Here is an 11,203-nt window from a genome sequence, read left to right as displayed (position 1 = left end):
TCTATCCCCCCAACACCCACACAACCAGTTTACCACCTCGGCCCCCCCCACCAGGGCGGGCCCTAGGGTCGTGTTTTGTGGATCAGTTGGAGGCGGTCAGGGTTCGCAGTTGGGCGAACGACTGGCTGATGGCGTCGCGCAGGTCGAGGTCGTCGGCGGCGTCGACCCATCGTTGGAAGGCGACCCGGTACACCGCGGAGCCGGTCTCGGCGGCCAGGCTGGCCTCGGTGTCGCCGGCGCCCCGCCGTCGGAGCCCATCGGCGAGTGCGGCCGACATATGGGCGAGCTTGATCAATTCACGTTCCCGGAGATCGGCGTTGGCCATGATCACCGCGTGCCGCTTCCGGGCGAGCTCAGGGTCACGTCCGATGATCTCGGCCGCGGCGTCCAGCGCGGCCGCGACGGCCTCCAGCGTCGACGCCGTGGCGGGCGCCGCCTCCAGCGCGGTCAGCGACTTCTCCGCAAACTCGGATGCCCCGTCGAAGAGAACCTCGCGCTTGTCGGCGAAGTAGCGGAAGAAGGTGCGGGCGGTCACGCCGGCCCGGTCGGCGATGTCGGTCACCATGGTCTGCTCGAAGCCATGTTCGAGATACAAGGCGAGTGCGGCCTCACGCAGTCGGCCACTGGCTCCAGGCTCCCATCGTCCCATGCGCCAAGTTTAGGGCTGCCGTCCGCCGCCTATCACGCTGATGTCATCAGGTGTCATCAGCGTGGTAGGTTGATGTCATCAGGTGACATCAGCGTGTGGAGGTGTTCGTCATGACGACGATGAAGCGCATCCAGTACCACCAGTACGGCGGTCCCGAGGTGATGCGGTTCGAGGATTTCGAGCCGACGCGGCCCGGCCCCGGTGAGGTTCTGGTCCGCGTGAAGGCGGCGGCCGCGAACCCGATGGACTGGAAGATCCGCAGCGGTGAGATGAAGATCATGACCGGCCGGAAGTTCCCGCGCGGCTTGGGTCACGACTTCGCGGGCGTCGTGGCGGCGGTCGGCGACGGCGTCACTCGACTCGACGTCGGCGACGAAGTGCTCGGCGGGGCAAGCATCAAGGCGGCAGGAGCGTTCGCCGAGATGGTCGTCGCCGACGAAAAGGCGGTCGTGAAGAAGCCGGCGGATCTCTCCTGGGAGGAAGCCGCCGCGGTCCCCATCGTGGGGCTCACCGCTTTTCAGGCGATGGTCAGCACGAGCAAGCTGCACACCGGGCAGGCCGTCTTCGTCCACGGCTGCCTCGGCGGAGTCGGCCGGTCCGCCGTACAGCTCGCCCTGGCGCACGGCGCCTCCGTGGGAGGTAGCTGTCGCGGTACCGCCAGGCAGGAGGCACACGACCTCGGTGTCACCCCGATCGTCGAATTCGACTTCGACGCGATGAAGCTCGCAGGGCGATTCGACGTCGTCTTCGACACCGCCGGCACGCTGCCGATCAAGGCGGCACGGGCGTTGCTCAAGCCTGGTGGCCGCATCATCGACATCACCCCCACGCCGGCGAAGTTCGTGAGAAGCGCTCTGCCGGGGCCGTATCAGGTGCTGATCGCGAAGGTCAGTGTGGAGGACCTCGAGGCGGTCGCACAGGCTGTCGGGAAGGGAATACTGCGACTGCCGATCGCCCGCACCGTGCCGCTCGGCAGGGCGATCGAGGCCCTCACGGAGCTCGAACGCAACCGCACACCCAAGGGTGGCAAGCTCGTCATCACGACCGAGTGACCATCGCGTCGTTCGAATCCCCATGAGTTCGATGGTGCGCCCCGCTCGGGCGTAGGGCTGTCGTTCAGCCGGTGGGTCAGCCGATGTCCAGGACCGCCTTGCCGTGGAGGCGGCGGTCCAGGAGGGCGGTGACGGCCTCCTCGGCTCGGTCCCAGCCGCCGCGCCAGGTGATCTGGGGGTCCTTGCCGGACGGTCCAGCCGGAGCCGTTCTCGGTGAACGCGGCGAAGGATTCGCGGTCGGCATCGAACACGTAGCGCTGTAAGGCGCCATCGCCGCTGGTGGCGCATACGAGCTGGGCGCCGGGCGCGGCGAGCTGGGTGAGGAAGGCGGGCATCCACTCCTCCAGCGGGGTCGGCTCCACCTTCGCCTCGCGCTCGCTGTTGGCGTAGGCGGTGCGGGCCGACAGGTCCCCAGCGAGGGTGTGTCCTTCCACATCGTGGCCTTGGAAGGGGGCGGGTTCGTGGTCAGGGCGGCAGCGGGCGGGCTGAGCTGGAGGAGTGAAGTCCGGCCCTGGTGACGGGGGTTGGTGGCGCGGCCAAGGCATGCCGCTGTGGGTCGGCGGGATGCTCGGTCCTGTGCGCGCGGTTTGCGTCCTGGACGTCGTAGTCAACTGGTTCGGTGTCCGCCGTGGTGGAGCCGGTAGTGCTGGGCGAGGAGGTCGCGTCCGTAGTCGTTGCCGTTGGGATGGCGCACGATGGTGTGGACGTGGTAGCGGGCGGGTTCGGGGTTGGTGAGGAACACGCCGGGGTGGTTGTCGTATTCGACGAGGAGCACCGGGGAGTGGATCCGGTAGTAGAAGGCGCAGACGTCGTCGTGGCCGCCACGCCAGGCAAACCGGGTCTCGTCGAAGTGCTCGCGCACGAGCGCCAGGGTGCGCTCGGCTTGCGCCGGTGGGAGGCGGTCGAGATAGACCCGGATCAACTCGACCAGGCCGTCGCGCTGGTCGGCGGGCAGGCTGGCGGCGACGACGCCTTCGGGCGGCAGGATGAGGTTGTCGCTGCCCGCTCCGGCGAGATGCCGTCCGTTCCACGGTCCGGCGAGTTCGGGCGGCAAGTCTTCGGCGCGCAGCGAGGATCCCATGAGGAATTCGTGCTCACGGTCGGGGTTGAGGGTGCGGCGGAATTGCAGGGCGACCTCGGTTTCGACGCGCAGGGCCTGGATGCCTTCGAAGCGTCCCGTGCCGATGGTGGGCTCGGCGCCGAGGAATACCGGAGCGAGGACCACCTGTCCTGCCACGAAGACGCAGTGCAGGTCCACGTGGTGTCCCATCAGCTGCCATCCCCACGGAGCGTCGGGTGAGGGCGTGCCGAAGACGGTGAACCAGTAGGCGAATTCGGTGAGGGTGTCGCGGTAGTCGTCGATCAGCTCGCCCAGGTTCTGGTTCAGTGCCATGGCCGCGCGGACCTGGGCGTAGCCGGCCGGGCTGAGACTCGCCTCGACGACGGTGAGCGCCCGTTCGCGGTGGCCTTCGGTCAGCCGTTCCAGGCGCATGCCCTTGGGATGCCAGGTCGGAATGGCATTGGTCCACAGCCGCCATTCCGCGGCGTCCATCGGCAGGTTGCCGACCACCCGCTGGTGCGGGGCGAGCCCGTCGAGGTACGCCTCGGCCGCGGCGACCGCGGCCTTGGGGGCTGCGCCCGCGTCGTTGAGACGGTACAGGCCCGGTCGCCGGGCGCCGTCCTCGGTGATGCCGACGAACGGCTCGCGATACCCCCGCAGACCGGCGGTCAGTTCGAAGGCCGCCTCAGCGGGCAGTAGATCGTCGAAGAGATGGGAGTCGACGATCGGCAGATCGCCCGGGGTGTCCGGCAGGGGGAACTCGTCCGGTTGTTGCTGCTGAGAAGACATCGTCGTCTCCTTCTATTCGGTCGGACTACTCGGTCGGAACGGCCAGGACGTCGCCGGGCATCAGGAAGCGGTTCTCGATCCGCCGCGAGGCGATACGCCACCGGCTCGTGTGCTCGTCCGTTTCGCCGGTCCGGACGAAGCGGTCGTGCACGTCGGCGATCAGTACCGGCACGGTCGTCGGCACGGGAGGCGTCCCGTCCTGTGCGTGGAGCACCAGGGCGGAGATGGCCTCGACCTGGCCGCTCTCATGCCGCAGGACATGGAAGTTGGACATCAGGTGGCGCGAGACCCTAGGTCCCCGGGCGGTGCGGTCGCGGTAGACGCCGCTGATCTCTTCGGTGCCGCGGAAGGTGCGGCGTGAGAACGTCAGCTCGGCGTCGGGGGTGAAGAAGCCGGCGGCCTGAGAGCCGTCACCGTGGTCGATCTCATACCACAGCGCCGTCACCAGCATCGACAGCTCGGTGTGGAGGAGGGTGGCGAGGGTCGGGCCGGCGATGGTGCCGGCCTCGGGGGTCATCGCCGGGCTCCCAGCGTGGCGGCACGGGCGCTGTTCACGAGTGCGTGCGCACCCTGACGCAGGATCGTGGTGTCGGCCCCCAGGACGAGGAAGTCGTACCCGCGGCGCTGGAGCAACTCGGCGGCATGGCCCGAGGCCACGGTCCCCAACGGAATGCAGTGGTCGGCGCAGCTCTGCTCGGCCGCTGTGATCAGAGCTGCCATCTCGGGGCTGCCCTCCTGGAACTGGCCGGAGACCGCGAGGTCCATCGGTCCGATGAACACCGCATCGATGCCGGCGACCGCGCCGATCTCACCGATCGCCGAAAGGGCGGTGACGCTCTCGGCCTGGACTACGAGGCGGACGTCGTTGTTGCCGGAGCGCAGGTAATCGCTGAGGGGCGTGCGCCCCCACTGGCCGGCCCGTCCGGACGTGCTGGCCCCGCGCTCGCCGAGCGGCGGAAACCGCACGGCTCGCACGGCCTCGTGCGCCTGGGCGACGGAGTCGATCCGCGGGACGAACAGGCCGGCCGCACCCGCATCGAGCGGGACCTGCACGTCACGGGGCGCGGTGCCCGGGACCCGGACGAACGGCGCGATGCCGCAGCCGCGGGCCATGGCGATCATGGTCGCCATGGTGCGGATGTCGATCGCGCCGTGCTCGGCGTCGATCACGGCGAAGTCGAACCCGGCGAGCGCGAGCAGCTCGACGCTCTCCGGCGCGGGAAGCTTGACCCAGGCACCGAGCCGGGGCAGCTCGTCGCCCGTCACGGCTGGACTCCGTGATAGTCGCCGGCGTTGAGCACCCACCCCTTCGTGAGGAAGTCCTCGCGCGGCGGGGCGAAGACGTCGATGAGTGTGTGCGGGCCCGCGCACACGGAACGGGTGGTGTGCACGACGGTCGGCGGGATCAGCGTCATCGAGGGACTGCTGACCTGGACGTGCTCGTCGTCGCGCCACTGGCTCATCCGTGCCGTCCATGGCACGCGAAAATGGTGCACGTAGTCCCCGGCGAGGGTCACCGACATCTGCTCGAAGTCCTCGTGGGAGTGCGGCGTGAGGCGTTCGGTGTCGCGCGGCCCCTCCTGGACCGGGAACCAGTTGACCATCAACGAGGCCGTGCGGAAGATCCGGCCGAAGCGCCCCTCCTGGGTGGGGATGTCGCGCAGGCGGTGAACCCGGATGTGGTCGCTGCCGGTCTCGGTGGGCTCGGGCAGCGGCGCGGTGCGGGGGTCGGCAGCGGCCGTGTGGTTGACGGCCCGCCGCATCTGCTCGTCGCAGCGCGCGGTGAACACCTGCACCACCGTCGTGGGAGCCGCCGCATACACCGTGCTGGTGCCCGCGGGGACGACGACGAGTGCGGGCGAGGCCACGGCCACCTGTGGCTGACCGGCATGCTCCACACCGACCACGGCGTCGTCCTGGACGAGCAGCAGGTACTCGTCGGGGAGGTCGTGCTCGGTGAGGCGGTCACCTGCTGCCAGTTCGGTGATTGCGACGACGAAGTTGCGGCCGCACACCGACCAGGTCCGGCTGCCGCCGGCCGAGATCAGGTCCGGATCACGCGCCGCCACCTCGTCGACGACGGCGGCTCCTGTGACTGTGGCGATGGTCATCAGCCCTCTCCTACGGCATCGCATGGACGTTGTGAGCTTGTTGCGGCCGATCCGGCGCGCGATCCGCGTCCCGGGCGCATCGATCGACGGGGGCCGGTCGTATGGGCGGCACGGTGGAACCGGCAGTCGGCGGGAGTGCCTTACACCAGTGCGGAAACGGTGCCCCGGATCCCGAACAGCGACTTGCCGTAGATCTCGGCGGCCACGTCGGGGTTGAGGACGGCGTGCCGGCTGGATGCTTCGATATCGCGCCAGATGCGCTGCAGCGGGTTCGACTCGCCGAAGCTGGAGGCGCCCTGGGCCGAGCACACGATGTCGACCGCCTCCCGGGCAAGCACCGCCGTCCGACCGGTGTCCATGCGCATCCGGGCCCGGGCGTCGTATGTGGGGTATGCCCCGGCCCGCGCGCCCTCGTCGATGTTGGCGGCCGCGCGGAAGGCGTGCAGTTGGGCCGAGTCGGCGAGCGATGCCGCGTTCGCGGCGGCGAGTTGGATGGTGGGGGCCTGAGCCTGGGTGCTGTAGCTCGTCAGGGTCAGGCCCCGCCGCGGGGCCTTGTCGACCAGGATGTCGACGGCGGCCGCGGCCAGTCCGAGCTGGGGGCCGTTCAGGACCAGCGCGGTGACCGGCACGAACGGTGCCCGGTAGAGCGCCTCGTCGGTGAAGGGCGTGGCGTAGCGCCCTTCAACGGCGTCGGGCACGGAGTGGAAGCGGTGCGCGGGCACGAACAGGTCGTTGCCGATCACTGTGTTCGACGCGGTCCCGCGCATGCCCGTCACGAACCAGGTGTCCTCCACGGTCAGTTCCGGCATCGGCACGAGCACGATGCCGACGGCATCCGCGGTGCCGTCCGCGTCCGGACGCTTGACCCCGAGGATCGCCCAGTCGGCGTGCGCACACCCGGAGGCGGGGGACCAGCGTCCGCTCACCCGGTATCCGCCCTCCACCAGCTCCGCCGTACCCATGGGCGTGACGACGCCCGCGACCCGGGCGCCGGGGTTGTCGGCCCAGACGTCGTCCTGGGCGCGGGCGGGAAACAGCCCGACGAACCAGGCGTTGGCATTGAGCAGGGAGGTCAGCCAGCCGGTGGAGCCGCAGGCGTACCCGACCGTACGGCTGACCTCCAGCAGGGTGCGGAAATCGGTCTGCAGACCGCCGTAGCGGGCGGGCTGCATCAGCGAGAACAGTCCCACCTGGGCGAGGGCGTCGATGTTCTCGGCGGGCACCATGCGTGCGCGGTCGGTCCCCTCGGCGTTGCCGGAGACCAAAGGCCGCAGGGCGGTGGCGCGTTCGACGAGTTCGGCCCGCAGGGCGCGTGCCGAGTCGGTGGTGCGCGGGGCGTGCGTGGTGATGCTCATCGTCGTCACTTCCATGTCAAGGAGGGTGGGGTGGCGCTCAGCTGGCGACGGCGAGGCCGGAGTGGGTGCCGAAGGTCCGGCGGGCGTAGACCAGCGGCGGCGTGGGCGTCGACTCGGCCTCCTCGACGCTGACGACGAGGAGGATGTGGTCGCCGCCGTCCACGTGGCGTTCGACTCGTCCCGCGGTCCAGCCGGCGGACTCGGGCAGGTAGGGCAGTCCGGTGCGGATGGTCCAGGTGACGTGGTCGAACTTGGAGCCCGGTCCCTGGTGCCGGCGGGCGAATTTCGAGGCCAGGTCCTGCTGGTGGGCGCCGAGGATGTTCACTCCCACCGGGGCTCCTGGCGGAAGATGGGGCAGCAGCCGGGAGGAGCGGTCCAGGGCGAAACTCACGAGCGGAGGGGCCAGGGAGAGCGAGGCGAAGCTCGACACGGTGCTGCCGTGCGGTCGACCGTCCGCGGCTGTCGCCGTCACCACTGTGACGGGTGCGCAGACCCCGCTCATCAGCTCGACGAAGGTTTCCTGGTCGATCATCACGTGCCTCCCGGTGCGCTGGAATCGGTGTGCCGCACGCGTGGTCCGGTGCATCTCCGCGTCCGACATAACCGAGTCAACTCCGCATTTCACGCGGCGGCTTGGTCTGCCGGCCGAGAGTTCCGCGCTCTCGTTGGTCTGCCGGACTGAGGTGTCGGTCCGTCCGTGATCCGCACGCCGCTCACCGCTGGGGTGTGCGTGGTAGGAGGACCGCGTCGCCCAGTTCCTCGGCGAGAGCCAGCGCGGTATGGAGCGTGAACCGGCGGTCGTCGAGGCCGTGTCCCAGCACCTCCTGGGCCCGCTTCACGCGATACGTCACGGTCGCCCTGGCCACGTGCAGGCGACGGGCGACCTCCACGAGACTGCGCTCGGCACCCAGGTAGTAGAAGAGCGTAGTCCGCAGTGCCTCCATCACCGCGCCGGGTTCAGCAAGGGCGCCGAGCTCCCGGCGTACGAAGTCACCGGCCGCCTCGAGATCGGTGGCCATGAGCGCGACGGCGGCGACGTCGGCATAGGCGGTCGCGGTCCGAATATCCTGGCCCGCTTCACGGCGCAGCCGCTCGACTCGCTCCGCGCGCTGGGCCTCGCGATGCGAGCGGGCAAAGCCCGCGACACCGGCGCCCGGGGTCCCGAAGGCCGCCTGCAGCTGCCGCACGGACAGCGCCTGCGCGATGGCCTCCGGTGAACTGTCCTCGCGTGTGCCGTCCGCAGGCACGACGCCCCAGGCCCACAGCCGCCCCGCGGCCACGGGCACGGTCAGCGTCGCGTTGGCTCCCCGGGCCCGGAGCACCTCGATCGCCGCCGCCTGCAGCGTGGAGCCTGCGTGAGGCGAATCCGACCACACCACGACCGCCTCATGCGTACGCCGCAGGTTGTAGCCAAGGGCACGGGATGCCTCGTCGGCGTCCACGCTCGCGGCATCGCTCAGCAGCGAACGTACGAGGTCGGCCCGCGCCGCTGCCGCGCTGGTACTCCACGCCTCGTGCTCCGCCAGGTAGGTGCGGATCATGGCGTCGGAGAGGTTATCGACGTAGGAGAACAGCTCGCGGGAGACCGCCGTGACCTCATCGACCGCCACCCGCGGATCGACCAGTTCGGTGCAGGCCCGCAAGAACGCCTCGGTGGTGGCCGCGTGCCCGATCCGCACCCCCTGCAGCACACGCTCCAGGGGAATGGCCCGGTGGACGAATTCGCGGATGCCTTCCAGCGTCGCCTCACCGACGGGCGGCGCGGCGTCAGGGCTGTCCACCAGAGTGGACAGCGCCCGCACGGTGGTGGCTTCATTGCCCCGGCGCAGCATCTCGACCGCGGCCGGACTGCCGCCGAGAGGGGGCACCTCGGCGACGATCCGTCGCACGACCACAGAACTCAGCTCGATCGCCCAGCCCACCGGGCCCAGGCCGAGGCGCGTGACAGCGTCCTCGATCAGGGCGCGAGGCAAGGCCGCCCGGTCGAGATCGACCTCGCCCTGCGGGCTCAGCCGCGCGAGCCAGGCCCGCCGCAGCCGCCTTTGGCCGGTATCGGTCGTCACACCGTCCTCCCTCGCGCATGGCGACGGGCTCCCCCGCCACATCGGCAGCCGCTGCACGTGCATCGGGGCGAAGGCCCCGCTGCACGTGCCGGGAGCGGCTCGGTCAGGGGGCGAGCACGACCGTCTTGCCGGGCAGCCGTCCGGCGCCGGCATCCGCATGCACGGCGGCCAGTTCGGCCACTGAGCGGTGGGCGGCGACGTGGGTGCGGACCTTGCCGGCGTCGACCTTGCCGACCAGCTCGGCCAGCTGCGCGCCGTCGGGGCGGACGAACAGGTTCGCGCTGCGCACACCCCGGGCGGGGTCCTCGGGGATCGGGCCGGCCGTGCTCGCGGCGACTCCGCCGTCGGCGACGTAGGCCGTCAGCCGTGCGAGCTCGTCGGGGGAGACCCGCACGTGGTTGACCACGACCTGGAACGGACCGCCCACGGGGGCCGGACCCGCAGCGAGGTCGAGCGGTCCGAGGACCTGGTGGGCGCCGTATCCGCGCAGGCGCTCGGCATGCCGCTCCGCGGCCACCGCGGTCACCTTGGCTCCCGCATCGACGGCGAGCTGCACCACCAGGCTGCCCACCCCGCCCCCCGCTCCGTTGACCAGGACGGACTGGCCGGACTTCAGCTCAGCGAGCTCGAACGCCGTCTGCCAGGCCGCCAGGCCGGTCAGCGGCAGGGCCGCGGCGTCGACCAGGTCGATCGTGCGGGGCGCCGCGGCCAGGGACTCGGCCGGTACGGCCGCGTACTCGGCGGCGCCGCCGGCGGAGCCGAGGGGCAGCATCGCCACGACCTGGTCGCCCACCTGGAAGTCCGTCACGTTGGCGCCGAGTTCCTCAACTGTGCCTGCCAGATCGATCCCCGGTACGTACGGGAGGGTGATCGGGATCATCTCGGCGAGGGCGCCGGCGCGGATGTGGTCGTCGACCGGGTTGAACGAGGTCGCGGCCAGCCGCACCAGCACCTGACCGGCGCCGGGAACGGGACGGTCGATGTCCTCGTAGCGCAGCACCTCACTGCTGCCGAACTCGTGAAAACGCACTGCCTTCATGGCACTTTCCTCCAGGATCGAATGGATGCCGTCGCCAGCGGATTGAGGCGATCAGGCGGGAACGAGAAGCACACCAAGGTGCTCAGGTCAGCTGCACCGACCGCGTGGAATTGCCCATCACCATGCGGTCGATGGCGCTCACCGCGCTGGCCGGGTCGTCGGCGGCACCGACGGTGACCAGCAACGGAACGAAGTGCTCAGCCGTCGGATGAGCGATGGCGGCGCCTGGTGCCTTGGCGCGGTAGTCGGCCAGGGCATCGGCGTCGCCCCGGGTCAGCGCGTCAACAGCCCACTCGTCAAAGGCCGTTGTGGCCGCTGCGAGTTCGGGTTGCCGGAAGACGGCGAAGCTGTGCGTCATGAAGCCCGAGCCGAGTACGAGGATGCCTTCCCCGCGCAGAGACCGCAGGCGCGCCCCCAGCTCCAGCAGAGCTTCAGGCTCCAGGCTGGGCATCGACAGCTGCACGACCGGGATGTCCGCTGCCGGATACATGGCCATCAGCGGGATGAACGCTCCGTGGTCGAGACCGCGGTCGGTGAACTCGTGCACCGGCGCCCGGCCCAGCAGGCCCGACAGACGCCGCGCCAGGTCAGTCGCGTCCGGGGTCGCGTAGGGCAGGGTCTTGTAGCGGGGATGGAAGCCGCTGAAGTCGTAGCAGAGCGGGGTGCCGGCAGCGGCACCGGATATCGCGACCGGCGCCTGTTCCCAGTGGGCCGAGACGACCAAGATCGCCCGGGGCTTGGGTATCGACTGCGCCCAGTGGAACAGGTCGCTGAGCCACTGTGGGTCGTCGAGCGTGAACGGGGCTCCGTGACTGACGAAGAGGCCAGGCAGGGGCCCGTCCGACGGATCCCACATCCGGTGCCGGCGCGCCTGCGGCAGCACCCGCGCCAACAGGTCGTCGTATGCCCCGGCCGGAGTGGGTGAGGGAAAGGGGGAAGCCGGGCCGTCTGTGGAGGCCAGGCTACGCACGGGGGTCATCGAAATCGACTCCTTCACTTGCCCAGGCAAGCTAAATGACTTGCTCAGGCAAGTGAAACGCTAACCCGTAAAGGCATGCCCAGGCAAGTGATGCGACTTGCCTGGG

Annotated in this window: 12 protein-coding genes; 1 reads left to right on the top strand and 11 read right to left on the bottom strand. The window is 70.1% G+C overall.

Going from position 1 to position 11,203, the window contains the following annotated elements:
- Positions 1–82: 82 nt before the first annotated feature.
- Positions 83–649: a TetR/AcrR family transcriptional regulator gene (locus ACFXB5_RS26430; RefSeq protein ID WP_383154857.1), complete on the bottom strand. Its 567-nt coding sequence runs from the start codon at positions 647–649 to the stop codon at positions 83–85.
- 110 nt (positions 650–759) lie between these two features.
- Between ACFXB5_RS26430 and ACFXB5_RS26425 the strand changes: the two genes are divergently transcribed.
- Positions 760–1,701, top strand: coding sequence for an NADP-dependent oxidoreductase (locus ACFXB5_RS26425; protein WP_385212121.1), 942 nt, complete (start codon positions 760–762; stop codon positions 1,699–1,701).
- A 76-nt stretch (positions 1,702–1,777) separates the two neighbouring features.
- Here the strand turns inward: ACFXB5_RS26425 and ACFXB5_RS26420 are convergent, their stop codons facing one another.
- The 10 genes from ACFXB5_RS26420 to ACFXB5_RS26375 form a co-directional block, all read right to left on the bottom strand.
- A complete protein-coding gene (locus tag ACFXB5_RS26420) occupies positions 1,778–1,945 on the bottom strand; it encodes a hypothetical protein (protein WP_385212119.1) in 168 nt (55 codons plus the stop codon).
- A 363-nt stretch (positions 1,946–2,308) separates the two neighbouring features.
- The gene (locus tag ACFXB5_RS26415; protein WP_385212117.1) at positions 2,309–3,550 is read right to left on the bottom strand and encodes a DUF3500 domain-containing protein; all 1,242 of its coding nucleotides are present in this window, start codon (positions 3,548–3,550) and stop codon (positions 2,309–2,311) included.
- Between the two features lie 25 nt (positions 3,551–3,575).
- On the bottom strand, positions 3,576–4,067 hold the full coding sequence (locus ACFXB5_RS26410; RefSeq protein WP_385212115.1) for a nuclear transport factor 2 family protein: 492 nt from the start codon (positions 4,065–4,067) through the stop codon (positions 3,576–3,578).
- Positions 4,064–4,816 carry an HpcH/HpaI aldolase/citrate lyase family protein gene (locus ACFXB5_RS26405; RefSeq protein WP_385212113.1) on the bottom strand — a complete coding sequence of 251 codons (753 nt, stop codon included), beginning with the start codon at positions 4,814–4,816 and terminating at the stop codon, positions 4,064–4,066. Before ACFXB5_RS26405 ends, ACFXB5_RS26410 begins: the two co-directional genes overlap by 4 nt.
- Complete coding sequence (locus ACFXB5_RS26400) at positions 4,813–5,661, bottom strand: hypothetical protein (RefSeq protein ID WP_385212111.1); 849 nt, start codon at positions 5,659–5,661, stop codon at positions 4,813–4,815. Before ACFXB5_RS26400 ends, ACFXB5_RS26405 begins: the two co-directional genes overlap by 4 nt.
- Positions 5,662–5,801: 140 nt before the next feature.
- Positions 5,802–7,031 carry an acyl-CoA dehydrogenase family protein gene (locus ACFXB5_RS26395; protein WP_385212109.1) on the bottom strand — a complete coding sequence of 410 codons (1,230 nt, stop codon included), beginning with the start codon at positions 7,029–7,031 and terminating at the stop codon, positions 5,802–5,804.
- Between the two features lie 22 nt (positions 7,032–7,053).
- Positions 7,054–7,548, bottom strand: a complete 495-nt coding sequence (locus tag ACFXB5_RS26390) for a flavin reductase family protein (RefSeq protein WP_385212107.1) — start codon at positions 7,546–7,548, stop codon at positions 7,054–7,056.
- 181 nt (positions 7,549–7,729) lie between these two features.
- Entirely contained in the window at positions 7,730–9,079 is a 1,350-nt protein-coding gene (locus ACFXB5_RS26385) for a PucR family transcriptional regulator (protein WP_385212105.1), read from the bottom strand.
- Between the two features lie 103 nt (positions 9,080–9,182).
- Positions 9,183–10,118, bottom strand: coding sequence for an NADP-dependent oxidoreductase (locus tag ACFXB5_RS26380; protein WP_385212103.1), 936 nt, complete (start codon positions 10,116–10,118; stop codon positions 9,183–9,185).
- Positions 10,119–10,200: 82 nt separating this feature from the next.
- Positions 10,201–10,950 carry a DODA-type extradiol aromatic ring-opening family dioxygenase gene (locus ACFXB5_RS26375; RefSeq protein ID WP_385212138.1) on the bottom strand — a complete coding sequence of 250 codons (750 nt, stop codon included), beginning with the start codon at positions 10,948–10,950 and terminating at the stop codon, positions 10,201–10,203.
- Positions 10,951–11,203: the final 253 nt, after the last annotated feature.

The sequence above is a fragment of the Streptomyces sp. NPDC059455 genome, assembly GCF_042750115.1.
Lineage (GTDB): Bacteria > Actinomycetota > Actinomycetes > Streptomycetales > Streptomycetaceae > Streptomyces > Streptomyces endocoffeicus.
Note: the sequence above shows the minus strand (reverse complement) of the source record. Positions and strands in the feature narration are given on the sequence as shown.